This is a genomic window from Pseudochelatococcus sp. B33 (assembly GCF_053570585.1).
Genome location: NZ_JBSEFH010000045.1, coordinates 1 through 24,429 on the forward strand (window position 1 = coordinate 1; position 24,429 = coordinate 24,429).

At 67.8% G+C, this 24,429-nt stretch carries 21 protein-coding genes; 12 read left to right on the forward strand and 9 right to left on the reverse strand.

The features are described 5' to 3' along the window. Window positions 1-313 precede the first annotated feature (313 nt). The 4 genes from pgeF to ACUSIJ_RS28445 form a co-directional block, all read right to left on the reverse strand. Complete coding sequence (gene pgeF / locus ACUSIJ_RS28430; RefSeq protein WP_449311806.1) at window positions 314-1,084, reverse strand: peptidoglycan editing factor PgeF; 771 nt, start codon at window positions 1,082-1,084, stop codon at window positions 314-316. Between the two features lie 77 nt (window positions 1,085-1,161). Then, window positions 1,162-2,304 carry a class I SAM-dependent methyltransferase gene (locus ACUSIJ_RS28435; RefSeq protein ID WP_449311787.1) on the reverse strand — a complete coding sequence of 381 codons (1,143 nt, stop codon included), beginning with the start codon at window positions 2,302-2,304 and terminating at the stop codon, window positions 1,162-1,164. Next, complete coding sequence (lgt, locus tag ACUSIJ_RS28440) at window positions 2,301-3,188, reverse strand: prolipoprotein diacylglyceryl transferase (protein WP_449311788.1); 888 nt, start codon at window positions 3,186-3,188, stop codon at window positions 2,301-2,303. The genes ACUSIJ_RS28435 and lgt overlap by 4 nt, the downstream gene beginning before the upstream one ends. Window positions 3,189-3,261: 73 nt before the next feature. Continuing rightward, window positions 3,262-3,981, reverse strand: a complete 720-nt coding sequence (locus ACUSIJ_RS28445; RefSeq protein WP_449311789.1) for a CBS domain-containing protein — start codon at window positions 3,979-3,981, stop codon at window positions 3,262-3,264. Window positions 3,982-4,346: 365 nt separating this feature from the next. Here ACUSIJ_RS28445 and ACUSIJ_RS28450 point away from each other — a divergent pair, with 365 nt between their 5' ends. The 8 genes from ACUSIJ_RS28450 to ACUSIJ_RS28485 all read left to right on the forward strand — a co-directional run bounded on the left by ACUSIJ_RS28450 (window position 4,347) and on the right by ACUSIJ_RS28485 (window position 13,919). Beyond that, a complete protein-coding gene (locus tag ACUSIJ_RS28450; protein WP_449311790.1) occupies window positions 4,347-4,859 on the forward strand; it encodes an efflux RND transporter periplasmic adaptor subunit in 513 nt (170 codons plus the stop codon). Between the two features lie 12 nt (window positions 4,860-4,871). Beyond that, window positions 4,872-5,474: an efflux RND transporter periplasmic adaptor subunit gene (locus tag ACUSIJ_RS28455; RefSeq protein WP_449311807.1), complete on the forward strand. Its 603-nt coding sequence runs from the start codon at window positions 4,872-4,874 to the stop codon at window positions 5,472-5,474. Beyond that, window positions 5,471-8,584 carry an efflux RND transporter permease subunit gene (locus ACUSIJ_RS28460; protein WP_449311791.1) on the forward strand — a complete coding sequence of 1,038 codons (3,114 nt, stop codon included), beginning with the start codon at window positions 5,471-5,473 and terminating at the stop codon, window positions 8,582-8,584. Before ACUSIJ_RS28455 ends, ACUSIJ_RS28460 begins: the two co-directional genes overlap by 4 nt. Further along, window positions 8,581-9,609 (forward strand): AI-2E family transporter, encoded by a 1,029-nt coding sequence (locus tag ACUSIJ_RS28465; RefSeq protein ID WP_449311792.1) that lies wholly within the window; start codon window positions 8,581-8,583, stop codon window positions 9,607-9,609. The genes ACUSIJ_RS28460 and ACUSIJ_RS28465 overlap by 4 nt, the downstream gene beginning before the upstream one ends. Further along, a complete protein-coding gene (locus tag ACUSIJ_RS28470; protein ID WP_449311793.1) occupies window positions 9,606-10,685 on the forward strand; it encodes a patatin-like phospholipase family protein in 1,080 nt (359 codons plus the stop codon). The genes ACUSIJ_RS28465 and ACUSIJ_RS28470 overlap by 4 nt, the downstream gene beginning before the upstream one ends. 14 nt (window positions 10,686-10,699) lie before the next feature. Beyond that, entirely contained in the window at window positions 10,700-12,160 is a 1,461-nt protein-coding gene (locus tag ACUSIJ_RS28475) for a GntP family permease (RefSeq protein WP_449311794.1), read from the forward strand. A 183-nt stretch (window positions 12,161-12,343) separates the two neighbouring features. Next, complete coding sequence (locus ACUSIJ_RS28480) at window positions 12,344-12,709, forward strand: tetratricopeptide repeat protein (RefSeq protein ID WP_449311795.1); 366 nt, start codon at window positions 12,344-12,346, stop codon at window positions 12,707-12,709. Window positions 12,710-12,746: 37 nt separating this feature from the next. Continuing rightward, complete coding sequence (locus ACUSIJ_RS28485; RefSeq protein WP_449311796.1) at window positions 12,747-13,919, forward strand: amidohydrolase; 1,173 nt, start codon at window positions 12,747-12,749, stop codon at window positions 13,917-13,919. Between the two features lie 14 nt (window positions 13,920-13,933). Here the strand turns inward: ACUSIJ_RS28485 and ACUSIJ_RS28490 are convergent, their stop codons facing one another. The 4 genes from ACUSIJ_RS28490 to ACUSIJ_RS28505 all read right to left on the reverse strand — a co-directional run bounded on the left by ACUSIJ_RS28490 (window position 13,934) and on the right by ACUSIJ_RS28505 (window position 17,853). Continuing rightward, the gene (locus ACUSIJ_RS28490) at window positions 13,934-14,758 is read right to left on the reverse strand and encodes an ABC transporter permease (RefSeq protein WP_449311797.1); all 825 of its coding nucleotides are present in this window, start codon (window positions 14,756-14,758) and stop codon (window positions 13,934-13,936) included. A 163-nt stretch (window positions 14,759-14,921) separates the two neighbouring features. Beyond that, window positions 14,922-16,001: an extracellular solute-binding protein gene (locus ACUSIJ_RS28495; RefSeq protein WP_449311798.1), complete on the reverse strand. Its 1,080-nt coding sequence runs from the start codon at window positions 15,999-16,001 to the stop codon at window positions 14,922-14,924. Continuing rightward, window positions 15,998-17,068, reverse strand: a complete 1,071-nt coding sequence (locus tag ACUSIJ_RS28500; protein ID WP_449311799.1) for an ABC transporter ATP-binding protein — start codon at window positions 17,066-17,068, stop codon at window positions 15,998-16,000. The genes ACUSIJ_RS28495 and ACUSIJ_RS28500 overlap by 4 nt, the downstream gene beginning before the upstream one ends. After that, window positions 17,065-17,853: an ABC transporter permease gene (locus ACUSIJ_RS28505; RefSeq protein ID WP_449311800.1), complete on the reverse strand. Its 789-nt coding sequence runs from the start codon at window positions 17,851-17,853 to the stop codon at window positions 17,065-17,067. Before ACUSIJ_RS28505 ends, ACUSIJ_RS28500 begins: the two co-directional genes overlap by 4 nt. 845 nt (window positions 17,854-18,698) lie before the next feature. Here ACUSIJ_RS28505 and ACUSIJ_RS28510 point away from each other — a divergent pair. The 4 genes from ACUSIJ_RS28510 (at window position 18,699) to ACUSIJ_RS28525 (ending at window position 23,129) form a co-directional block, all read left to right on the forward strand. Beyond that, window positions 18,699-20,447 carry an alkaline phosphatase gene (locus ACUSIJ_RS28510; protein WP_449311801.1) on the forward strand — a complete coding sequence of 583 codons (1,749 nt, stop codon included), beginning with the start codon at window positions 18,699-18,701 and terminating at the stop codon, window positions 20,445-20,447. Window positions 20,448-20,620: 173 nt separating this feature from the next. Next, entirely contained in the window at window positions 20,621-21,100 is a 480-nt protein-coding gene (locus tag ACUSIJ_RS28515; RefSeq protein WP_449311802.1) for a hypothetical protein, read from the forward strand. After that, a complete protein-coding gene (locus ACUSIJ_RS28520; RefSeq protein ID WP_449311803.1) occupies window positions 21,100-21,843 on the forward strand; it encodes an ABC transporter ATP-binding protein in 744 nt (247 codons plus the stop codon). Before ACUSIJ_RS28515 ends, ACUSIJ_RS28520 begins: the two co-directional genes overlap by 1 nt. Further along, the gene (locus ACUSIJ_RS28525; RefSeq protein WP_449311804.1) at window positions 21,840-23,129 is read left to right on the forward strand and encodes an FtsX-like permease family protein; all 1,290 of its coding nucleotides are present in this window, start codon (window positions 21,840-21,842) and stop codon (window positions 23,127-23,129) included. Before ACUSIJ_RS28520 ends, ACUSIJ_RS28525 begins: the two co-directional genes overlap by 4 nt. On the opposite strand, the gene ACUSIJ_RS28530 is transcribed toward ACUSIJ_RS28525, so the two are convergent. Further along, the coding region (locus tag ACUSIJ_RS28530; protein WP_449311805.1) for a DUF1576 domain-containing protein at window positions 23,074-24,429 on the reverse strand (1,356 nt) is incomplete at its 5' end. The two genes, ACUSIJ_RS28525 and ACUSIJ_RS28530, sit on opposite strands and share 56 nt — an antisense overlap.

Below are 24,429 nucleotides of genomic sequence, written 5' to 3' on the forward strand. Positions count from 1 at the left end.
GATTTGATTTGATTTGATTTGATTTGATTTGATTTGATTTGATTTGATTTGATTTGATTTTCCAGATGAGTATTTTTTAACTTCGGATCGCTCAGGTCAGCATGCATATGCGCGAATCTCAGCTCGTGTGGCAGTAATAGCGTGATAGATCAGCTTGTCAATATTTAGCATGGGCATTGTGTGGGAATCTATAAGTATTATTACTTATAGGGATAACCTGTCGTTCAGCGGTATTGTGAGGCAATATTGCTGTTGCTTGTCTGCGGCGGCTGCCCGGCTCCATCGTGCTGGTGGCGTATGATCTTTCCGGCCGTCAGGCCAGTCCGATGGCAGCGATCAGGCGGCCGTAGTCGGGCTCGCCGCGATGGGTCGTGCGGCGGAAGCTGTAGAAGCGCGCCTCGTCGGCGTAGGTGCACAGCCCGAGATCCTCGAACGCGCCGGCGCCGGCGAGACGCGCCCGCTCGCCGATGAAGGCCGGCAGGTCGAAGAAGGCGTGGCCGGCGCGCGGCGAGGGCGAGAAAAAGCGCGCCAGCGCCACATCGGCTTCCACGAAGCGGGCGACGAACTCCGGCCCCACCTCATAAGCGGCGCGGCTGATGGTCGGCCCGAGTGCGACCGTGACGCGCTCGCGCCGCGCGCCGAGCCGTTCCATATGGTCGAGCGTGGCTTCGAGCACGCCGCTGAAGGCTCCCTTCCAGCCCGCGTGCGCCGCGCCGACGACGCCCGCCTGGCGGTCGGCGAACAGCAGCGGCCCGCAGTCGGCGGTGGCGATGCCGAGCAGCACGCCCGGCCGCGCCGTCACCATGGCGTCGGCTTTCGGCCGGGCATCGGGCGGGAAGGGCTCCGCGACGGTGACGACATCGGCGGAATGGACCTGATAGAGCGTGACGAGGCTCTCCGCCGGCAGGCCGAAATGCGCCGCCATGCGCCGGCGGTTCTCGTGCACGGCCTCGCGCGCGTCCGACGAGCCGATGCCGCCGTTCAAGCCGGCGTAGAGCCCTTCCGACACGCCGCCGCGCCGGGTGAAGAACGCATGGCGCACGCCGGAGAGCGCGTTGAGCGACGCTGCCTCCAGCACCTCCATGGCATCAGTTTTCCGGGTATCAGTTTTCTGGGCATCGGTTTTCCGGGTATCGGTCTGCTGCGTCATGCCTGGTCGTGTCATGGCTGGTCTCCCGCGCCCCCTCGGTGCGGCTGGCGATAGCTGTCGAAGCCGGGCAGGAGCGGCAGGGCGGGGTGGGCGACGACGATCGCCTTGAACAGCCTGCCCATGCCGCGGCTGTCGCTGTCGGTGAGGCGCGCCAGCGCCGCGTCGATGGCGGCGGCGTGGGACGGCGCCTGCGCCTTCAACGCCTGCGCCCGTTCCCGGATGCCGAGGCGCGTCAGGAAATCGGCCTGGAAGACGGGGCCGTGAACGGCCGCGCCCGCCATCAGCGCGCCCTGCGCGAGGGCGGCGAAATCGACGTGGACGGTGACGTCCGATTCGCCCGGCGCGTCGAGCACGCCGACGAAGGCGTGGTTCTTCACCGCCTGCAGGGTCTCGCCGTAGCCGGTGCGCAGGTGGCCGTAGTCGATGGCCAGAAGCGCCCCGCCGTGGCGCGTCACCCGCTCGGCGATCTGGCGTACGGCGATGAGATGGCTTGCCGGAAACTCCATCAGCACGCCGTCGGGCGCGCCGCGGGTCAGCGCCGGCTCCGGCTCGGGCGCGAGGCCGAAGGCGAGTTTCTCGTAGGCGTCGAGGCCGACGAGGCGCTCGTGCCAGCCGTCGCCCATGCGCACGTACTGGCGCACCGGCAGGCAGTCGAAGAACTCGTTGGCGAGGACGATGGCGGGTCCCTCCGGCACTTCGGCGAAGGCGTCGTGCCATTGCGGCGTGAAGCCGGAATCCGCGAGCGTCTCGGCCTGCAGCTTGCGCAGCACCGGGCTCGTCTCGACGAGATCGAGGCCGATGGCGGCGTGGAAGCCGGGCAGGGCTTTTGCCGCGCGCAGCAGGTCCTTCGCCAGCGTGCCGCGTCCGGGGCCGAGTTCCACGAGGCGCACACCGGCCGGCTCGCCCATGGCGCGCCACACCTCGGCCGCCCACAGGCCGATGAGCTCGCCGAACATCTGCGAGATCTCGGGCGCGGTGATGAAATCCCCCGACAGGCCGAGCGGGTCGCGCGTCATGTAGTAGCCGTGGCGGGGATGGCCGAGGCACAGCGCCATGTAGTGCTCGACGGTGATCGGCCCGCCGGCCGCGATGGCGGCCTTCAGCTCCAGCGCCAGCGGGGTCTCATGCGCGCCGTTTTCGTTGGCCGGGGTCATGATGCGGTCACCTCCCGTTCGGGATTGCGGGCGAGCGCCCGGCGGATGAGCCAGAGCCCGGCGACGAGGAGCGGCAGGCTCAGCAGCATGCCCATGGTGACGCCGCCCTCCAGCGCCGACACCCCCGTGCCGAACAGGAAGCCGAGCTGCGGGTCCGGCTCGCGGAAGAATTCGCACACGCTGCGCGCCACCGCATAGCCCGCGGCGAACACCCCCGTCACCAGGCCGGGCCGGCGGAAGCCGGCGACGCGCACCGTCACCGCCACCAGCACGAACAGCAGCACCCCTTCCGCGAACGCCTCGTAAAGCTGGCTCGGATGGCGCGGCACCGGCCCGCCATGGGGAAACACCATGGCGAACGGCAGGTCGGGCGCGGGCCTGCCCCACAGCTCGCCGTTGACGAAATTGGCGATGCGGCCGAAGAAAATGCCGATCGGCGCGACCGCCGCCGCGACGTCGAAGAGCGACAGCACCCCGACGCCTCGCGCCCGCGCGAGCCACGCCATGGCGGCGGCGGCCCCCGCGAGCCCGCCGTGGAACGCCATGCCGCCCTCCCACACGGCGAAGACCGACAGCGGATCGGCGAGATACTGGAGAGGGTTGTAGAACAGCACGTAGCCGAGCCGCCCGCCGAGGATGACGCCGAGCGCGACGTAGACGAGCATGTCGTCGATGTCGGCGCCCGTCGGGCGCTTGACCGTTCCCCACAGCGAGGGCGCGTTCGCGAGGCGGCGGGCATAGATCCAGCCGCCGACGAGGCCGGCGATATAGGCGAGCGCATACCAGCGAATCGCCAGCGGGCCGATCGAGACGGCCACCGGGTCGATGGCCGGAAAGGCGAGCGCCAGCGCGGGCAGGGTCAACAAGGCTGCGGCAACGGACATGATCACTCCAGACTGACGCCGTCACTGTCCCTGTTGTGGGCCGCGCGTCAAGTCCGGTGTGGATCGCGCCGGCTCAGGCGCGCCCGTTCTTGTCCTCGGGCTGGTCGAGGATGACGCCAGAAAGCGGCTCGACGAGAACGAGTTCGTCCCGCACTTGCCTGACGCCCGGCACGGTCTCGATCAGCACTTTCAGCGCCTCGCGCACCGTGGCGTCGAAGATCGTGCCGCGCAGGGTGACGACGCCGTCCTCCACCTCCGGCTCCGGGATGTAGGGCGGCGCCCACGGCTCGCGGGCGATGGCGGCCGTGATCTGCTCGCGGATGGTGTCGTCGCTGGCCAGCGTCGGGCGGTTCAGGTGCTTGCCGAGCGCGCGCAGCAGGTCGATGCGGCTGACGATGCCGACGAGCTTGCCGTTGGCCGTCACCGGCACGCGCTTGATCTTGTGCTGCTCGAACAGCGCCACGATGTCGTTGAGCGGCGTGTATTCCGTTACTGTGTAGGGATTAGGCGTGAGCACGTCGCGGACGTAGCGGGCGTTGGCCTCGACGAAGTCGGCCGCCGCCTTCGCCGGCCCGAGGATGAATTCCAGCCAGCGGGTGCGCTCGCGCCTGGTGTCCAGCTCCGTGCGGCGCAGGAAATCGCCCTCCGTCACGATGCCGACGACGTTTCGCTCCGCGTCCACGACGGGCACACCGCTGATCTTCTTTTCCAGCATCAGCGCGATGACGTCGGCAATACTCTCGTCGGGAGAGACGGTGACGACATTGCGGCTCATGATATCGGCGGCTTTCACGGGACTTCTCCAGATCGTGCATGACGTAACAACGACGGATAACATAAAGGTGAAAACTGCACCCTCCCTTGATGCCGCGCAAGTCGATTTCCCGACGAACGATTTTTTGGTGGGCGATTGTGGCAATTCCGATCGCCGCGCCGGGGACAGCCGGCCCGTTCGCGGCACGATGGCGGCCGCGTAAGAATGCGATCATCAATGTGTAAATATATCACATCTAAATATTATGCTCGAAAATTGATCGATCTCCTGTCGTCGATGCATTTGTAATGTTGTCATCCAATAATGTGTATTGTCTAGGCATAGATTCTGTGTATATCAGCCCGAACTGAACAATTCGTTTTTTCATATCTGCGGAGGGCACCGTGTCGAGTGACTTCACAATCCCGCGAGGCGGGAGCGCGCAGTGCGCGTTTCGGCGGTGGACGATAGGTCTTTCGGCGTTTCTGGCCCTTCCCCTGCTGGCGGCGTGCAATTCGGAACCCGAGCGGGTGGAGCCGCCGCCGCGCACCGTGCGCACGATCACCGTGGAAGTGCGCGAGGCCGGCGATACCGTAACGCTGACCGGCCATGTCGAGGCCGCCGACGAGGCGGCGGCGGCGTTCCGCATCGGCGGGCGCATGCTGGAGCGCCTCGTCAATGTCGGCGACCGGGTGACGGCCGGGCAGACGCTGGCGCGGCTCGATGCGCAGAACGCGCAGAACAACCTGCGCTCGGCGGAAGCGGCGCTCACCGCCGCCAACGCGCTGCTGTCGCAGACGCGCAACACCTACGAACGCCAGCGGCACCTGCTCGACCGCGGCTTCACCACGCGGGCGAACTATGACGCGGCCGAGCAGGCCTACCTCTCCGCCCAGTCGCAGGTCGACAATGCCTAGGCACAGCTCAAGATCGCGCGCGACAACGTCGACTACACCGAGATCCACGCCGATGCCGACGGCGTCGTCACGGCGCGCGGCGCGGAGCCGGGCGAGGTGGTGCAAGCAGGGCAGATGATCGTGCGCATCGCCCGCGAGAACGGCCGCGATGCGGTGTTCGACGTGCCGGCCAACGTCTTCCGCGTCGCGCCGTCCGATCCGGTGATCACCGTGGCGCTGAGCGATACGCCCGGCGTGACGGCCGAGGGCCGGGTGCGCGAGGTCGCGCCGCAGGCCGATCCGGTGACGCGCACCTTCCAGGTGAAGGTCGGGCTGAACAATCCGCCGGCGGCCTTCCGGCTCGGCGCGACCGTCATCGGCACCATGCGGCTCGACGCCGGCACGGCCATCGAGCTGCCGGCGAGCGCGCTGACCGAGTTCAACCAGCAGCCGGCCGTATGGATCTTCGACCCGCAGACGTCGACGGTCTCGCTGCGCAACATCGAGGTGCAGCGCTTCAATCCCTCCACCATCGCCGTGGCGAGCGGGCTCGAGGAGGGCGAGATCGTGGTCACCGCCGGCGTGCAGGTGCTGCACGAGGGCATGAAGGTGCGCATCGCGGGTGCCTCATCATGAGCGGCCCCGGCTCCAGCTCCGCAAGGGGCGGCTTCAACCTGTCCGAATGGTCGCTGAAGCACCGTTCGCTCGTCATCTACTTCATGATCGTGGCCGTGGCGGCGGGCATCCTGTCGTTCCAGCGGCTGGGGCGCAACGAGGACCCCACCTTCGTCATCAAGACGATGGTGGTGAGCGCCGCCTGGCCCGGCGCGACCATCGAGGACACCCTGCTGCAGATCACCGAGCGGCTGGAGCGCACCCTGCAGGAGACGCCCCGCCTCGACAATCTGCGCAGCTTCACCCGCGCCGGCGTGACGACGATCTTCGTCGATCTCGAGGGCGCGACGCCGGCAGCCGAGGTGCCGGACATCTGGTATCACGTGCGCAAGAGCATCGGCGACATGGCCCATACCCTGCCGCGGGGGGTGCTCGGGCCGTTCTTCAACGACGAGTTCGGCGACACGTTCGGCATCATCTACGGCTTCACGGCCGACGGTTTCACCCATCGCGAGCTGCGCGACTACGTGGAGGCGACGCGCTCGCGGCTGCTCAACGTGCCGGACGTCTCCAAGATCGAGGTCATCGGTGCGCAGGACGAGGTGATCTTCCTCGAATTCTCCATGACGGAGCTGGCGCGTCTCGGCATTGACCGCCAGGCGGTGCTCTCGGCGCTTCAGGCCCAGAACGCCGTGTTGCCGGCCGGCATCATCGAGACCGGCGACGAGCGCATCTCGCTGCGCGTGTCGGGGGCGTTCGAATCCGAGCAGGATATCCTGGCGGTGAATCTCGTGGTGGGGTCACGCATCATCCGCCTCTCCGATGTCGCCACCGTGCGCCGCGGGTTCGTCGATCCTCCCTCGCCGATGTTCCGGGTGAACGGCGAACCGGCGATCGGGCTCGGCATCGCCATGCGCGAGGGCGGGGACATCCTGGCCATGGGCGCGGAAATCACCCGCGTCATGCAGCAGGAGATCATCCCGGAACTGCCCGTCGGCATCGAGGCGAAGCTGGTCGCCGACCAGGCGGTGACCGTGGACGGCGCCATCGCGGAATTCATGGAATCGCTGTGGCAGGCGGTGGCGATCATCCTCGCCATCTCGTTCCTGAGCCTTGGCGTGCGGCCGGGCCTTGTCATCGCGCTGGCGATTCCGCTGACACTCGCCATCGTCTTCGCGGTGATGCTGATCGTCGGCATCGACATGCAGCGTATCTCGCTCGGCGCGCTGATCATCGCGCTGGCGCTGCTCGTCGACGACGCCATGACGACGACGGACGCCATGATCACGCGGCTCGGCAAGGGCGACAGCAAGGAGGTGGCGGCGACGTTCGCCTTCAGGACCTACGCCTTCGCCATGCTGGCGGGCACGCTCGTCACCATGGCCGGCTTCGTGCCGGTCGGCTTTGCGGCAAGCTCCGCCGGCGAATACACGTTCTCGCTGTTCGCCGTGGTGTCCATCGCGCTCGTCGTGTCGTGGTTCGTGGCGGTGATCTTCACGCCGCTGATCGGCATCGCGCTCATCAAGGCGCCGAAGCAGGGCAGCGAGCCGGCCGGGCCGGGCGCCATGGAGAAGGGCTACAAGGCGTTCCTGGCGCTGGCGCTCAAGGCGCGTTACGTGACGATCGCCGTGACGCTCGGCGGGTTCGTGCTCGCCTTGCTGGCGATGCCGCTCATTCCGCGCCAGTTCTTCCCCTCGTCCGACCGGCCGGAGCTGCTGGTGACGATGCGCATGCCGCAATCGACCTCGATCCACGGCACCGAGAACATGGTGAAGCGGTTCGAGGAACTGATCGAGGGCGACGAGGACATCGACCGCTGGAGCACCTATGTCGGCCAGGGCGCGATCCGCTTCTACCTGCCGCTCGACGTGCAGCTGCCCAATACGTTCATGGCCGAGGCCGTGGTGGTGGCGAAGGACGTCGCGGCGCGCGAGCGGCTGCGCACCAAGCTGAACGCGCTCTTCGAGGACCATTTCCCGCAGGTGGTGGCGCGCATCTCGCCGCTGGAACTCGGCCCGCCGGTGGGCTGGCCGGTGCAATACCGTGTGACGGGGCCGGACATTGCGGAAGTGCGCGAGATCGCGCTCAGGCTGTCGCGCATCGTCTCGGCGTACCCCGGAGTCGAGAAGGTCAATTTCGACTGGATCGAGCCCGCCCGTGAGATCCGCCTGCGCATCGACCAGGATCAGGCGCGTCTGCTCGGCCTCTCGTCGCAGGCGGTGTCGGCTATCCTGAATACGGTGATCACCGGTTCGACCGTCTCGCAGGTGCGCGACGACATCTATCTCGTCAACGTCGTGGCGCGCGCCGTGGACGAGGAGCGCGTGACGCCCGAAACCCTGCGCTCGCTGCAGGTGGCGGTGCCGGGCGGGCGCACGGTGCCGCTCTCCCAGTTCGCCACCTTCGAATACGACCAGCACTTCCCGCTGGTGTGGCGGCGCGACCGCGTGCCGACGTTGACCGTGCAGGCCGACGTGGTGCTGGGCGAATTGCCCGAGACGGCGGTCAACGCGCTGGCGGACGACATCGCCGAGCTGTCGGCGACGCTGCCGACGGGCTACGTCATCGAGGTCGGCGGCACGGTGGAGGAGAGCGCCGCCTCGCAGGCGTCGGTCGTCGCGGTGGTGCCCATGATGCTGCTGATCATGTTCACCGTGCTGATGTTCCAGTTGCAGAGCTTCCAGCGCCTCTTCATCGTGCTGGCGGTGGCGCCGCTCGGGCTCATCGGCGTCGTGGCGGCGCTCCTGGTGTCGGGCCAGCCGCTCGGCTTCGTGGCGATCCTCGGCATCCTCGCGCTGCTCGGCATGATCATCAAGAACGCGGTCATCCTGATCGGCCAGATCGAGGCGGAGCGCAAGACCGGCAAGACGGTGCGCGAGGCGGTGATCGAGGCGAGCTCGCTGCGCTTCAGGCCGATCCTGCTCACCGCGGTTTCCACCGTGCTCGGCATGATCCCGATCGCGCCGACCGTGTTCTGGGGGCCGATGGCCTTCGCCATCATGGGCGGCCTGTTCGTCGCCTCGCTGCTGACGCTGATCTTCCTGCCCGCGCTCTACGTGGCGTGGTTCGGGCCGGACACGCAGCCGGAGAAGCAGCCGGAGAGCGCGCCGCACGCGGAGGCAGTGGCATGAGCGTCGCGGCGGCGGGGCGCGGCCACGGCTTCCTGACCGGCGTGATCGCCGTGATCCTGACGGGGGCCGCGCTGTCGCAGGCGAGCGCCATCGTTGCGCCGATCTTCTTCGCGCTGTTCACCATCGCCATCGTCTGGCCGCTGCAGAAGGCGTTGCAGGAACGCATCCCGCAGCTGCTGGCGCTGGCGGTGACGCTGGTGCTGACGATCGTGGTCATCGGCGCCGTGCTCAGCCTCTCCGCCTGGGGCTTTACCCGCGCGGGGCAGTGGATCATCGCCAACGCCGCCCGGTTTCAGGAACTCTATCTCCAGAAGACGCAATGGCTGGAGGATCACGGCATCACGCTCGCGGGGGTGTTCGCCGACAGCTTCAACGTCAACTGGCTGGTGCGGATCTTCCAGGGCTTCGTGCTGTGGGCGAACAACCTCGCCGGCTTTGCCGTGATCGCCTTCATCTTCGTGCTGCTCGGGCTGCTGGAGGTCGACGTCGTCGAGCGCAAGCTGGCGCGGGCGGGCGACTGGGGCATCAGGCTGCGCAACGCCGGCGGCGAGATCGCGGAAAAGTTCCGCCGCTACATGGGCGTGCGCACGCTGATGAGCGTCATGACCGGCCTCGTGCTGTGGGTCTTCGCCTCGGTCACGGGGCTCGAGCCCGCCATCGCCTGGGGCATGATCGGCTTTTCGCTCAACTACATCCCCTTCATCGGGCCGCTGATCGCCACCGTCCTGCCGACGCTGTTCGCCGTGGTGCAGTTCGAGTCCTGGCAGTCGGCGGCGGCGGTGTTCGCGGGCATGAACCTGATCCAGTTCCTGATCGGCAGCTATCTGGAGCCGCGCGTGGCTGGCAACGCGCTCGCAGTCTCGCCGTTCATGGTGCTTTTCGCGGTGTTTTTCTGGAGCTTCCTGTGGGGCATTCCGGGCGCCTTCATCGGCGTGCCGGTGCTCATTGCCGTTGTCACCCTTTGCGACGAATACCAGTCCAGCCGCTGGGTCGCTGATTTGCTATCGGGAAAGGATGAGGCATGACCAATCAAGGATCCGAACCAATCCGAGGCACGGCGGACGACCCCCTGCCGATCGATCTTGCCTTCCAGGGCGGCGGGTCGCACGGGGCCTTCACCTGGGGCGTGGCGGAGCGCCTTCTCGACGATCCCACGCTGAAGATCGAGAGCATCAGCGGCACCTCGGCCGGCGCCATGAACGCGGCGGTGCTGGCCTACGGCTACCTGCTGAACGGCCGCGAGGGCGGCAAGGCGGCGCTGGAGAAGTTCTGGCGCAAGGTCAGCGATGCGGCCCGCTTCAGCCCGCTGCAGCGCGCGCCGCTCGACGTGCTGTTCGGCAACTGGACGCTCGACAATTCGCCCGGCTACGTCTTCTACGACCTGGCGAGCCGGCTGCTCTCGCCCTACGACCTCAACCCGACCAACTTCAATCCGCTGCGTGACATCCTGGAAGAGAGCATCGACTTCGAGCGCCTGCGCCAGTCGCCGATCAAGCTGTTCATCAACACCACCAACGTGCGCACCGGCCTGCCGCGGGTGTTCCGCAACCACGAGCTGTCCGCCGACGTGCTGCTCGCGTCCGCCTGCCTGCCGCTGGTGCACCAGGCGGTGGAGATCGACGGCGACGCCTACTGGGACGGCGGTTTCTCCGGCAATCCGCTGCTCACCCCGATCGTGCGCGAGAGCGAGGCGCGCGACACCATCCTCATCCAGATCAACCCCATCGAGCGCCCGGGCGTGCCGAGGAGCGCGCGCGACATCCTCAACCGCCTCAACGAGATCGCCTTCAACTCCAGCCTGAAGAAGGAACTGCGCGCCATCGCCCTGTTCACACGCCTCATTCGCGACGAGGGCGACCTGGACCATGTGGGCTGGGTCGAGCAATGGGCCGACATGCGCATCCACCGCATCACCACGCCGCTGCTGACCAAGCTCGGCGCGTCGTCCAAGATGAACGCGGAATGGGAGTTTCTGACGCTGCTGCGCGAGGAGGGCAACGTCACGACCGAGGCCTTCCTGCACGAGCACAGGGTTGATCTCGGCGTGCGCGCTACTTTCGATCTCGACCAGTTGCTGGACAACATTCTCGAGCAGATCTAACGCCGGAGCGAACCATGAGTATCCTCGGTATTCTGATAGCCCTCGGGCTGCTGATCTGGCTCGCCTACAGGGGCTGGAGCATCCTGTTGCTGGCACCGCTGTGCGCCGTGCTCGCCGCGCTGCTCGCCGGCCAGCCGCTGCTCGCCCACTGGACGCAGACCTTCATGGGCTCTGCCGCCGGCTTCGTGGCGCAGTTCTTTCCGATCTTCCTGCTCGGCGCCGTGTTCGGCAAGCTGATGGAGGCGAGCGGCTCGGTCGAGTCCATCGCCAATTACATGACGGAGAAGCTCGGCACGCAACGCGCCATCCTCGCCATCGTGCTGGCCGGCGCCTTCGTCACCTACGGCGGCGTCAGCCTGTTCGTGGCTTTCTTCGTGCTGGCGCCGATGGGACATGCGCTGTTCAAGGCGGCGAACATCCCCCACCGCCTGATGCCGGCGGCCATCATGCTCGGCACCGCGACCTTCACCATGTCGGCGATGCCCGGCACCCCCGCGATCCAGAACGCCATCCCGATGCCGTTCTTCGGCACCAACCCCTTTGCCGCGCCGGGGCTCGGCATCCTCGCCTCCGCCATCATGCTGGGCTTCGGCCTGTGGTGGCTGAAGCGCCAGGAGAGCAGGGCGCGCCTTGCCGGCGAGGGATATTCGTTTGAGGGCACGGGCGGCGAGATCGCCGAAACCGCCGCCGAGGACGACGTGGTCCGCGAGCGGGCGACGACCGCGCGCGAGTTCGACCCCGAGGAGATCGGCAGGGGCGGGAAGGTGAGCCAGTTGCCGCCGTTCCATATCGCGGCGCTGCCGCTCGTGGTGGTGGTGTTCGTCAACCTCGTCATGTCGTTCGTCATCCTGCCCAATTACGACGCCTCGTTCCTCGCCACCGACGCCTTCGGCAACACGACGCTGTCGGCCGTCGGCGGCGTGTGGTCGGTCATCGTGGCGCTGCTCGTCGCCATTCTGGTGCTGGTGGCGACGAACTTCGCGCGCCTGCCGAGCATCCGCGCCACGCTCGATGCCGGCGCCAACGCCTCCGTGCTGCCGATCCTCAACGTGGCGAGCCTCGTCGGCTTCGGTGCCGTGGTCGCGGCGCTGCCGGCCTTCGAGGCCGTGAAGGAATGGGTGCTGGGCATCGAGGGCGGGCCGCTGGTGTCGCTCGCCGTCTCCACCAACATCCTCGCCGCGCTCACCGGTTCGGCCTCGGGCGGCCTGACCATCGCCCTCGACGCACTCGGCCCGACCTACATGCAGATCGCCGCCGAGACCGGCCTGGACCCCGGCCTGATGCACCGTGTCGCGGTGATCGGCGCGGGCACGCTCGACAGCCTGCCGCACAACGGCGCCGTGGTGACGCTGCTCGCCGTCTGCGGCTCGAACCACAAGGACAGCTACTTCGACATCGTCATGGCCGCGATCCTCGGCGCGATCCTCGCGCTGGTGGCCGTCATCGTGATCGGCTCGCTCGTCGGCTCGTTCTGACGCGCCTCCTGCCGGATCATGCCGAAGGCCGACGGGCACGCGCCCGCCGGCCTTTTGCCTTGCCGGCGCGGCCCCGGCGCAAGACCTTCCCCGACAAATATGTCGCATCCGTGGAGTTGTGTCGCGTCGTATGATACGTTCGCCGGCGGGGTTTCTTGTCCGTTGCCCGCGAAGGAGTTGTCCATGCTGGAGACAGAGCAGGTCAGATTGATGACGGAACTGGGCTTTGCCGCGCTCATGCAGGGGCGCGACACGGAAGCCGAGCGTATCTTTCTCGGTGTGCGGGCCGCCCGGCCGGAGCAGGAGGCGGGACCCATCGGCCTCGCCATGCTGGCGCTCGGGCGCGGCGATCCCGACGCCGCCATCGATCTGCTGAGGGGGTTCAGCACGCATGAGCGCGCGCTCACCTTTCTCGGGCTTGCCTATTACCGCAAGGGTGATACGGAAAGGGCTATCAGGATACTGAACACCGCCATCGATCTCGGCGCCACCGACCTCGCCCACGACCTGCTGCAGGCCATCGCGGAAGAAGAGAAGGGCGCCGGCTGACGGGCAGCGATAGTGACAGCGATAGTGACCTGGGACCATGCCGACTCACGACACGCCATCCGCCAACGACATCGCGCCGGCCGAGATCGAGGAGGCGGTGCGGTGGCGTCACGCACTGCACGCGCGGCCGGAACTGGCGTTCGAGGAGCGCGAGACTGCGGCCTTCGTCGCCCGGCAGCTCGCCGCCTTCGGCTATGACGTGCATACGGGCCTGGCGCGCACCGGCGTGGTCGGCACGCTGCGCAAGGGCAGTGGCCGGCGCAGCATCGGCCTGCGCGCCGACATGGACGCGCTGCCGATCCCCGAGGCGACCGGCGTCGCCTACCAGTCGCGCGTGCCGGGCAAGATGCACGCCTGCGGCCATGACGGCCACACCGCGACCCTGCTGGCGGCGGCGCGGGCCATCGCGCGCACGCCCTTCGACGGCGCGGTGCACCTCATCTTCCAGCCGGCCGAGGAGAACGAGGGCGGCGCGCGCGAGATGATCGCGAACGGGCTGCTGCGGCTGTTCCCGTTCGATTCGGTCTACGGGATGCACAACTGGCCCGGCCTCGATGTCGGCACCTGCGCCGTGCGCGAGGGGCCGATGATGGCGGCTTTCGGCACGTTCGAGATCACCATCGCGGGAAGGGGCGCCCACGGCGCGATGCCGCACGAGGGCGCGGACCCGGTGGTGGCGGCCGGTGCCGTCGTCGGCGCGCTCCAGACCATCGCCAGCCGCAACGTGCCGCCGATCGAGGCGGGGGTCGTTTCCGTGACGCAGATCCACGGCGGCGACACATGGAACGTCATTCCCGAAAAGGTGGTGCTGCGCGGCACGACGCGCTGGTTCCGCGACGCGGTCGCCGACACCATCAGGCAACGGCTGCGCGCGCTGCCGGCGGCCGTCGCGGCGGGTTACGGATGCACGGCCGAGGTGGCGCACACGGACCGTTATCCCGCCACCGTCAACGATCCCGCCTGTGCCGCCGTCATCCGGGATGTGGCGTCCGGGATCGGGCTGCGGGTCGTCGAGGCAGAGCTCAACATGGCGGCGGAGGATTTCGCCTTCATCCTGCGCGAGCGGCCGGGCAGCTATTTCATGCTCGGCGGCCGGCGCGAGGGCGAGAACCCGAACCTCCACTCGCCGCGTTTCGATTTCAACGACGCCATCATCCCGCACGGCGTCCGGTTCTGGCGCGAACTGGTGCGCACCGGCCTGCCGGGGTGAGGCGCCTCGGCCGGTCAGCGCCGGCGCCGGCCACCAAACGCCTCGCCGACGGCGATCACCATCACGCAGATCGCCACCAGCACCAGGGATGCGGCGGCGGCGGCCGGAAAATCGCTGCCGGTCTCGGAAATCTTGCTGTAGAGCACCAGCGGCAGGATGTTCACCTGCGTGCCGACGAGCGCCAGCGCGGTGCCGTAGGCGCCGACCGCCACCGCCGCGGTCAGGCAGAAGGCCGCGACGAGGCTCGGCATGATCTGCGGCAGCATCACGTCGAGAAGCGCCGCGAACCTGCCCGCGCCGAGCGAACGCGCTGCCAGGAGCTGCGTGCGGTCGAAATTGCTCACCGCCGGCAGCACGATCAGCACCACGCGCGGCACGAGATAATAGGAATAGGCGAGGCCAAGCCCGAGCGGCGAATAGATGAACCCGCCCACGGTGGCGGGATCGAAGCCCAATTCCGCCAGCAGCAGCGTCACGAAGCCGGCCCGCCCCAGCAGCAGGATGAAGCCGTAGGCGACGATGAGCCCGGAAAAGGTCAGCGGCAGCGAAATGGCGATCAGCGTCGCCGTGCGCAGGCCGGGCTTCAGCCGCGCCAGCGTCAGCGCCACGCAGAAGCCCACGACGAGCGAGAACAGCGGCGCCGCCGTGCCGAGCACGAGCGTGCCGCGAAGCCCGTTCCAGAACACGGGATCGGCGGCAAGGCGCGCGAAGGCTCCGCCGCCCCCGGCGAGCGCGCCGGCGAGCACCGCGCCGACCGGCAGCAGGAAGAACAGGCCGATCAGCGCGGCGCCGGGGGTCGCGAAGGCGGCGAGCGTGCGGCTCGATACGCGGGTGCTCATCAGTCAATGCTCGCTGCGGGAGTTCCCCGTCCGGGCGGGTGCGGCCGGCCGGGGATGGTTCTTAGAGCATGTCATCATTTTACGGAAACGATGACATGCTCTCAGTTTTTGATTTTGAGCGAATTCTGACCGATCAGATGATTCCGTCGGATCGGAACGCGCTCTACTGGCCCAGCACCGCCTTCGACCAGCCGGCGTCGATCTCGGCCTTCTTCGCCGTCGCCTTGGCGATGTCGATGGGGCGCACCTGCGGCGAGGCGGGCAGCTTCTCGGCGAGGTCCGCCGGCAGGCCGATGCCGGGCACCGCCGGGCGCACGAAGCCTTCGGCGAAGATCTTCTGGCCCGGCTCGCTCAGGATGAAGTTGAGCCACAGCTTGCCGGCATTGGGGTTTGGCCCGTTCTTCACCAGCGAGATGGCGTAGGGCGCGGCGGCCGTCGCCTCGGTGGGGATGACGACGGCGACGTCGTCGCCGAGCCCGTCGGTATACTTGGCCTTGAGGCCGTCGTTCTCATAGCCGATCCAGATCGGGATCTCGCCCTTGACGAACTGGGCGTAGGGGGTGGTGCCCACCGTGCGCAGCACATTGCCGGCCGCAGTCAGCTTGCCGAGGTATTCGATGCCGGGCGCGACGTCGTCGACGCTGCCGCCGTTGCCGAAGGCCGCGGCGAAGGCCACGACCTGCCCCTGGCCGGTGGAGCGCGGGTCCAGATAGACGACGGCGTTCTTGTATTCGGGCTTCAGCAGGTCGGCCCAGCTCTGCGGCACGTTCTTCACCAGCTTGGTGTTGACCAGGAACGCCACGCTGAGCGTGTGCACCGAGAACCAGCGCGCCTCCGGGTCGCGCAGTTCCGCGGGCAGGCGGTCGAAGTTCACCGGCTCGTAGCCCTCCACCACGTCGGCCTTGACGGCGTCGAGGGCGGAACCGGCGAAGTAATAGGCCGTGTCGGCCTGCGGGCGGTTGCGCGCCTTCTCCAGCGCCACCACGGTCGCGGCCGAGCCGAGGTCGTTGTAGACGATCTCGACGCCCGGATAACGCGCCGTGAACGCCTTGAACTGGCCGGCCCAGTTGGCCCAGGTCGGGCCGGTGTCGAAGGACACCACGAGGCCCTCTTTCTGCGCGGCTTCGTAAAGCGCCCGTTCGCCCGGATAGTATTCCTCGCCCTCGAAGGCGAAGGCGGGAGCCGTAAGGCCTAGCACCATTGCGGCCGCCGCGACGCGTGTCATCAATTGCCGTCTGTTCATGTCGGTGATCCTTGAGATGAGGGAGTGAAATCCGCCGGCGGGAGCAGCCGCACGGCGTCAGCCGGGATCGACACCCAGTCGATCGGGCCGCGCTCGTGTGTCTCCAGCCGGATGAGGCCGCCGTCGACGGCAAGGTCGATGCGGCGGATGGGGCCGAGATAGCGGTCGGTGGCGAGCTGCCCCCGGAAGTGGCCGGGCGGCGTCGTGCCGTCCGGCGCGGCAACCGGCACGATCCGCTCCGGGCGCACCAGCACCGTCACCGCCTCGCCCACGGCGCGCTCCTGCGTCCGGCAGGCTAGGGCGCCGATCGCGGTCTCGACGCGGTCCGCGCCCGCGACCGTGCCCGGCCACAGGTTGGACTGGCCGACGAAGGCGGCGACGCGCGCATCCGCCGGCGTCTCGTAGAGCTCGTGCGGCGTGCCGACCTGGATGAGCCGCCCCTCGTGCATCACCACGACCCGGTCGGCGATGGAGAGCGCTTCCTCCTGATCGTGCGTCACCAGCAGAGTGGCGATGCCGGCCGCGCGCTGCACACGCCGGATCTCGTCGCGCATGCCGATCCGCAAGCCCGCGTCGAGCGCCGAGAGCGGCTCGTCGAGCAGCAGGCCGCGCGGCTCGAACACCAGCGCGCGCGCCAGCGCCACGCGCTGCTGCTGCCCGCCCGAAATCTCCGCCGGGTACGCGTCGGCGCGCCCCTGCATGCCGACGCGCGCGAGCATGTCCGTGGCCCGGGCGCGGCGCTCGGCGCGCGACAGGCCGCGCACCTTGAGCGGATAGGCGACGTTCTCCCACAGCCGCATGTGCGGAAACAGCGCGTAGTTCTGGAACACGACCCCGAGCCGGCGCGCCTCGGGCGCCAGATCGCCCACGTCCTGCCCGTCGATCAGGATGCGCCCGCTCGCGGGCTTCACGAACCCGGCGAGAAGCCGCAGGATGGTCGACTTGCCCGAGCCCGACGCGCCGATGATGGCGACGAGCTCGCCGCGCGCGATCGAGAGCGAGACGTCGAACACGCCGGCCGCACTGCCGGGATAGGTGAAGGACACGTTCTCGTAGGCGAGCGTCATGCGGCAGGCTCCGCCCGTTCCGTGCCGGCAAGCCGCGAGGCCGCGCCGCTGGCGATCGATGCGGCGACGGCGAGCACCAGCAGCACCACCGTTGCCGCGCAGGCGAAGCCGGTCGCCCCGTAGAAGGCCTGCAGCAGGACCACGGGATAGGTGCGCGACAGGAAGCCGGCGACGAGGTTCGAGAGCTGGAACTCGCCGATGGAGAGCGCAGCGACGGTGAGCAGCGCTGACAGCAGGCTCGGGCGCAGCAGCGGCAGCGTCACGTCGCGCAGGCGGGCCGCGAAGGAGGCGCCGAGCGTCGCCGCCGCGTATTCGTATTCATCGAGGCCCAGCTGGTCCATGTCCGCCACCAGCGCCGTCACCGTATAGGGCAGGGTGAGCACCACGTGCCCCGCCGCCAGCAGCCAGAAGCTGCCGAGCCACGGCAGCGCGTCGGACGAGAACACGAGGATGAAGCCGAAGGCGAGCACCAGCTCCGGCACCGCGACGGGCATCAGCGTGACGAGCCTTGCGGCGAACCGCACGCCGCCGCGCGCGCCCGCGTGGATGGCGTAGGCGAGCGGCAGGCCGATCAGCACGTTGAGCAGGCAGGTGACGGCCACGACCTGCAGACTGGTGACGAAGGCGCGCCGGAAGCTCGGATCGTTCGCCACCTCCAGATACCACCGGAAGGTGAAGCCCGTGGGCAGCAGCGTATTGCTCCAGCTTTCGCCGAAGGAGCCGATCGCGAGCAGCGCCACCGGCGCGGCCAGGAAGACCAGGTAGGCGATTGCAACAATGGGCAATGTCGAGAATCCCGGGATGTCTCAGTCTCGCGGCCTTCGGCCGATGACAGATGTTTCTAGAGGGCGCATGTTATGCTGTCATGACACATGAGCGAAATGTTACAGGTCCGGCCTGTGGATCGGGGTGGAGATCGGGCGAGGAGTCCGGCCGGCCAGGAAAAAACCTGTCGGAAACCAAAAACATCAAGCCGAAGAACCGGTACCGCTTCCGGATAAATCTTATGCAACAACAAAGACATAGCGCGGCGGCGCGATTCGCACCTTCCGCTGCGTGCGCGATAGGGCCGCAGCGCGGCGGACCCGGCCGGGCGGCTCTGTAACTTATACAACACCGATCCGGACACGTCAGTGACCGCGCCGCGGGCGATTCCCCGGATCTGGCGCGCGCTTCGCTCGAAAGCATACGAACGTTTGGAAACAGGGGCTTGCGGCGAGAGCCGGGAGCGGGTCTCCCGTGACAGAAGCTGCCGGCCGCGGATGGCGTTTCAATGGCAGCAAATGATAACAGTATAACATTACATATTCGATGTGCAGATCGTGTTATCGATCCTGTCGCTGACGTTTATGGCCGCGGCGGCATTGGGAATGCTAAGTAACTAATTTTATTGCGAGGAACTAGAATTGAAATAAAATCTGCAACATGGCGGGCATGTTTTCGGCGGACTTGCGATGTGCACGAAGCCGGCGCGCTTCGGACTCCGAATAGCACGATAGGGCGCGGTGTTTATTTATCCCGGTCATCTGACTGACACGCGCGGGTCGTAGGCTCTGCGCGATGTTTGCCGGCGCTTCCCCAATCCGGCGCGGCAGGCTCTATCCGACGCTAGAAACAGGAACATCAGACCATGCGACAGTATTGGCTGGCTATGATGGCTGTTGCCATCGTGCCCGGCGTTGCCGGTGCTCAAACCGTCTACCCGATCGACCGCGCCACGATCCTTTCCGGCTCGCCTTTCGACTTCAAGGTCGAGTTCCCGTCGGTCGTGAACGAGGCTGACGTCAAGGTGCTCGTGAACGGCGAGGATTACGCCTCCGTGTTCGGCAAGAAGGCCGAGTTCGTCGAGAAGGAAGATGGCGCCGAGGCGTCCTCGATCAAGCTCGATGACGCGGTCATCAGCAAGCCCGGCACCTACACCATCGAGGCGAGCGTCGGCAGCCAGCCGGCTAAGTCGGTGACGTGGGAAGTCTACGGCACGGCCAGCCAGCCGGCCGTCAAGAACGTGATCTTCTTCATCGGCGACGGCCTGTCGGTTGCTCACCGCACCGCGGCCCGCATCATGTCGCGCGGCAACACCGAGGGCAAGACGAACGGGCGGCTCAACATCGATCACCTGCCGCACCTCGCCTTCATCGGCACGTCGAGCACCGACTCGATCGCCGCCGACAGCGCCAACACGGCTTCCGCCTACTTCACCGGCCACAAGTCGGCCGTGAACGCGCTCGGCGTCTACGACAGCCGCGCCAAGGATTCGCTCGCCCATCCGAAGCAGGAAACCATCGGTCAGGCCCTGCGCCGCGCCGCGCCGAACAAGCGGCTCGGCATCGTCTCCACCGCCGAAGTCGAGGACGCGACGCCGGCTGCTCTCGTCGCCAACACGCGCCGGCGCGCCGACAAGGACAAGATCGTCGGCATGTTCTTCGACGTGCTTCCCGACGTGCTGCTCGGCGGCGGCTCGGCCTACTTCCTGCCCCAGAGCACGCCGGGCTCCAAGCGCACGGACGACATCGACTACATCGCCAAGTTCCGCGACGAGGGCTTCGCGCTCGCCACCGACCGCGACGAACTGATCAAGGCGGCGTTCGAGACCAACTCCGGCCGTATCCTGGGCCTTTTCCACACCGGCAACATGGACACGCTGCTCGACCGCCAGTTCCTCAAGGGGGGCACGGTCAAGACGTTCCCGAACCAGCCCGGTCTCGTGGACATGACGAAGGCGGCGCTCGACGTGCTGTCGAAGAATCAGGACGGCTTCGTGCTGATGGTCGAGGGCGCTTCCGTCGACAAGATGTCGCACCCGCTCGACTGGGACCGCGCCGTGGTCGAGACCATCGAGCTCGACAACGCCGTCGGCGTTGCCCGCGAGTTCGCCGAGCGCAACCCCGACACGCTGATCATCGTCACCGCCGACCACACCCACGGCGTGTCCCTGATCGGCACCATCGACGACGACAAGCCCGGCGATGAGATGCGCGAGAAAGTTGGCACCTATCAGGACGCCGGCTTCCCCAACTACGAGGACAAGGACGGCGACGGCTATCCGGACCGCATCGACGTGAGCAGGCGTCTCGCCATCTTCGCCAACAACTTCCCGGACTACTACGAGACGTGGCGTCCGAAGCTCGACGGCCCGTTCGTCCCCGCCATCCAGAACGAGAAGGGCGAATACGTCGCCAACGAGCAGTACAAGGACGTGCCCGGCGCGGTGCTGCGCATCGGCAACATTCCGCGCAGCGGCGACACCGGCGTGCATGCGGTCGATGATGTCGTGCTGCAGGCCCAGGGCGCCGGCGCGGAGCGGTTCCAGGGTTATCTCGAGAACTCCGACGTCTACCGGATCGTCGTCGACCTTCTGGCGCTCGGCGTCGAGAAGTAAGCGTCTCGTCCATCGCGATCGGCCCGGGCGGCACCGCTGCCCGGGCTTTGCTCATGAAGGAGCGGGGCATCTGTCACCAAAGGTGAATGATGTTTCTGTATATCATTGCATGGACGACCGGCGCGCCGATCGTCGGCCCGGCGACGCGGCGGGCGGGAGAGTGGAGACTGGAAATGGCTTGTTCTTCGGCGGGGCGCGGCGGCTTGTCGCGCCGTGACATGATGGCGGGCGGTATCGGCGCCGCAGCCGTTGCCGTGCTGGGAACCGGTGCCGCGCGGGCGCGCGACAACGCGCTGACTTTCGAGCAACTTTACGGCAAGATCAGCGTGCTGGGGCTCGAATTCTCCGACCGCGTCAAGGAACTGAAGGGCCAGCAGGTGTCCATGCGCGGTTTCATGGCGCCGCCGCTCAAGGCCGAATCGAATTTCTTCGTGCTGACCAAGATGCCCATGGCGCTGTGCCCGTTCTGCTCGTCCGACGCCGACTGGCCGGACGACATCGTGGTCGTCTATCTGGGCGACAGGCAGACCTTCGTGCAATCGAACCAGACCATCGAGGTGACGGGCACGCTTGAGGTGGGATCGTGGACCGATCCCGAAACCGGCTTCGTCAGCCTGCTGCGGCTCACCGGCGCAAGCTTCAGGACGGTCTGATGGTCGCGCTCCTGCTCTCCGGCGTGAAGGTGACTTTTCCGGGCCTCGAGGCGCCGGTGCTCGATATCGCGGAACTCGCGATCGAACCGGGCGAGACCGTCGCCGTGACCGGGCCGTCGGGCTCGGGCAAGACGACGCTGATCAATGTCATCACCGGGCTGGAGAAGCCGGCGGGCGGGTCGGTGCGCTGGGGCGACACCGATCTGGCGCAGCTCGGCGAATCGCAGCGCGATGCGTGGCGCGCCAAGCACGTCGGGCTGGTGATGCAGGAGTTCCATCTGTTTCCCGGGCTCAGCGCCATCGAGAACGTGCTGCTGCCGGTGCGGTTCCGCGCCTTCTCCGTGCCGTCCGCCGTCCGGGAGCGCGCCGTGGCACTGCTTAACCGCGTCGGCCTCGCGCGGCACGATCAGGATATCGCGACTATGTCGCGCGGCGAGATGCAGCGCGTGGCGGTGGCGCGCGCGCTTCTCGGCCGGCCCGCCGTGCTCGTCGCCGACGAACCCACCGCGAGCCTCGACGCCGCGAGCGGCACGGTGGTCGCCGATCTGCTCGCGGAGCTGGCGCGCGAGGAGAACGCGACGCTGATCGCCGTCACCCACGATCCGCGCCTCGCCTCGTGCCTCGGGCGGCGGCTGTCGCTCGTCGCCGGGCGCATTGTCGAGGATGTGGCGCAGGCCGCGGCTCCTCCCGGCGCCGTGCCACAGGCTGCGCCCGAAACCGTTCACGCACAGGTGACGTCATGATTCCGGTCCGCTTCATTCTGGCCGATCTGCGCCGTCTGTGGGCGGGATCGCTGGTGATCGTGCTCCTCATCGGGCTCGCGACGGCGCTCGGCATCGCCGTCGGCATTCAGGAGCGGGCGCTCAGGCTCGGCAGCGCGCGCGCCGCCGACCGCTTCGACCTCGTCGTCGGCGCGGCCGGGTCCGAGACGCAGCTCGTGCTGAGCTCCGTCTTTCTGCAGGCCGCGCCGCTGACCCTGCTGCCCGGCGGCGTCCTGAAGACACTCGCCGAGGACCCGCGCGTCGAGTGGGCCGCGCCGGTGGGGTTCGGCGATTCGTTCGAGGGCCTGCCGATCGTCGGCACCACCAACGAATTCCTGACCGACAAGGGCCGCCGGCAACTCGCCGAGGGCGAGGAATTCCACCGGCCTACCGACGCGGTGATCGGCGCGCTCGTCGATCTGCGGCAGGGCGACACGATCAAGCCGCTGCACGGGTTGCCCGGCGAAGGCGGACATACCCACGACGAGCTGGCCTATACGGTGGTCGGCCGCCTCGCGTCGACCGGCACGCCGTGGGACCGCGCCATCCTCGTGCCCATCGAAACGGTGTGGAGCATCCACGGCCTGGGCGCCGGGGACGATCACGACCATGATCACGACAACGACCATGATCACGATCATGCCCACGCGGACGAAGACCACGACCACGATCATGACGGCGTTCAGGATCATGCGGCCGAGGACCATCTCGGCCCGCCGTGGCGGGCGGACATTCCCGGCGTCCCGGCGATCATCGTCAAGCCGAAGACCATCGCCAACGCCTACCAGTTGCGGCAGGAATACCGCACGGACACGACGCTCGGCGTGTTTCCGGCCGAGGTGCTGACCCGTCTCTATGCGACGCTCGGCGACGCGCGGCTGGTGCTCACCGCCATCGCCATCGGCACCCAGGCGCTGGTGGGCGCGGCGGTGGTGCTGGTGTCGGTCGTGCACCTCGCCCAGCGCCGCCGCCAGATCGGCGCGCTTCGGGCGCTCGGCGCGCCGCGCGGCGCGATCTTCGGCGTGGTGTGGGCGGAGCTGCTGCTGCTCATCGGTCTCGGTGTCGTGCTCGGCGTCGGGCTCGGGCTTCTTGGCGCGAAGGTGGCGGCCGCCTTCTTCACGCGCGAGAGCGGTATCGTGCTGCCCGTATCGCTGGAATGGCCGGACATCGCCTTCGCCGGCGTGCTGCTGGCGGTCGCCGCCGCCATCGCGCTCATTCCTGCCTGGCTTGCCTACCGCCAGCCGCCGGCGGCGGCGCTGCGGGCGTGATGCCGGTCACGGGCTGGCGCTCGCCGACGGGCGGCTGCCCGCGCTCCCTGATCGCCAGAATGATCGGCACCAGCACGGCGGCCACGATTCCGGCCGCGAAGCCGTTGTTGTAGAGGTTCAGGCCGCCGTGCAGAAAGCCCACGGAAAGCGCGGCGGATGAATGGAGAAACCCGGCGGCCACGCCCCAGTGCCAGCCGAAGCGCCCGGCGATCGGCGCCAGCGTCGTGCCGAACAGGGCGGCGAGCACGATCGCCGGATCATCGATGCTCCACGGCTTGAGCAGCGACCCGAGGAACACGCCGAGCATGATCGGCACGACGTTGCGCGGATGCTTGCCAAGCGCGGCGAAGCCCACGATGGTGAAGATGCCGCCGATCACCGGCCCGTTGAGGTCGGCGCCGATGAGCAGCACATAGGCCACGCCGATCAGGCCCGCGATGCCCATGTTGACCAGCGTCGCCCCGAGCCCCGCGAGCGCGATGAAATCCGTCGGCGCCTGTCCGGGGGCGGCGAGGATGGTCCTGAAGCCGGCGAGCCATTCGCGGTCGAGGGCGATGCCGCCGGCGATGAGGCCGATGAGGCCGACGAACAGGAAGCCGCCCAGCACCGCATTGTTGCCGGACGTCCAGATCATGACCGGATCCGGCACGAAGCCGTAGGACTTGTAGATGGCGACGATGAGGGTGCCCACGATCCCGGCGACGAAGCCGATGTTGTAGAGATTGTAGCCCATGTGGGCCCTGAAAAGCTGGACCGCCACCGGGGGCAGGATGAAGCCGGTGCACAGGCTCGTGGCGACGGCGAGCGGCAGGCTGACCGGGAGCGACAGCGCGGAGCTGAACAGAATTTCCGAGAACATCGGCGCCAGCGCCGCGCCGAAGAACGCCGTGTTGATGTGAACCGAGAACGGATCGCCGCGAAAGCGCGCGTAGAGATATACGCCGGCGATGATGAACCATATGTTGAGCGCGTTCTTGCCGAACAGCGAGAAGCCGAGAACGAGGAACAGGCAGGCAATCGTGGCGCCGCTCGGCCGGCAGCGGCATCGGCGATAGCAGGCGATCGCGAGCAGCGTCGTCAGGCCGGCGTTGAAGAACGCGCCGCCGATGCCGCCGACGCCGATGTAATCGGTGATGAGCGTGTCCCTGACGAGGATGATCCTGGCGAAGCCGGCGAGGACGTCCCGGGCCGGATCGACCAGGAACGCGAAGACGATGAACGACGCCGCGCCCAGGGCGGCGACGAGAAGCGTCCGCTCGTCCGCCGCCGATAACGGTTCTGCCCGCGCTCTCGCTGTCAT

What these genes read in the sequence shown, in the direction of transcription:
- pgeF (WP_449311806.1), bottom strand. Translation starts at nt 1,084, where the DNA reads ATGGAGGTGCTGGAGGCAGCGTCGCTCAACGCGCTCTCCGGCGTGCGC.
- ACUSIJ_RS28435 (WP_449311787.1), bottom strand. Translation starts at nt 2,304, where the DNA reads ATGACCCCGGCCAACGAAAACGGCGCGCATGAGACCCCGCTGGCGCTG.
- lgt (WP_449311788.1), bottom strand. Translation starts at nt 3,188, where the DNA reads ATGTCCGTTGCCGCAGCCTTGTTGACCCTGCCCGCGCTGGCGCTCGCC.
- ACUSIJ_RS28460 (WP_449311791.1), top strand. Translation starts at nt 5,471, where the DNA reads ATGAGCGGCCCCGGCTCCAGCTCCGCAAGGGGCGGCTTCAACCTGTCC.
- ACUSIJ_RS28465 (WP_449311792.1), top strand. Translation starts at nt 8,581, where the DNA reads ATGAGCGTCGCGGCGGCGGGGCGCGGCCACGGCTTCCTGACCGGCGTG.
- ACUSIJ_RS28470 (WP_449311793.1), top strand. Translation starts at nt 9,606, where the DNA reads ATGACCAATCAAGGATCCGAACCAATCCGAGGCACGGCGGACGACCCC.
- ACUSIJ_RS28475 (WP_449311794.1), top strand. Translation starts at nt 10,700, where the DNA reads ATGAGTATCCTCGGTATTCTGATAGCCCTCGGGCTGCTGATCTGGCTC.
- ACUSIJ_RS28480 (WP_449311795.1), top strand. Translation starts at nt 12,344, where the DNA reads ATGCTGGAGACAGAGCAGGTCAGATTGATGACGGAACTGGGCTTTGCC.
- ACUSIJ_RS28485 (WP_449311796.1), top strand. Translation starts at nt 12,747, where the DNA reads ATGCCGACTCACGACACGCCATCCGCCAACGACATCGCGCCGGCCGAG.
- ACUSIJ_RS28490 (WP_449311797.1), bottom strand. Translation starts at nt 14,758, where the DNA reads ATGAGCACCCGCGTATCGAGCCGCACGCTCGCCGCCTTCGCGACCCCC.
- ACUSIJ_RS28495 (WP_449311798.1), bottom strand. Translation starts at nt 16,001, where the DNA reads ATGAACAGACGGCAATTGATGACACGCGTCGCGGCGGCCGCAATGGTG.
- ACUSIJ_RS28500 (WP_449311799.1), bottom strand. Translation starts at nt 17,068, where the DNA reads ATGACGCTCGCCTACGAGAACGTGTCCTTCACCTATCCCGGCAGTGCG.
- ACUSIJ_RS28510 (WP_449311801.1), top strand. Translation starts at nt 18,699, where the DNA reads ATGCGACAGTATTGGCTGGCTATGATGGCTGTTGCCATCGTGCCCGGC.
- ACUSIJ_RS28515 (WP_449311802.1), top strand. Translation starts at nt 20,621, where the DNA reads ATGGCTTGTTCTTCGGCGGGGCGCGGCGGCTTGTCGCGCCGTGACATG.
- ACUSIJ_RS28520 (WP_449311803.1), top strand. Translation starts at nt 21,100, where the DNA reads ATGGTCGCGCTCCTGCTCTCCGGCGTGAAGGTGACTTTTCCGGGCCTC.
- ACUSIJ_RS28525 (WP_449311804.1), top strand. Translation starts at nt 21,840, where the DNA reads ATGATTCCGGTCCGCTTCATTCTGGCCGATCTGCGCCGTCTGTGGGCG.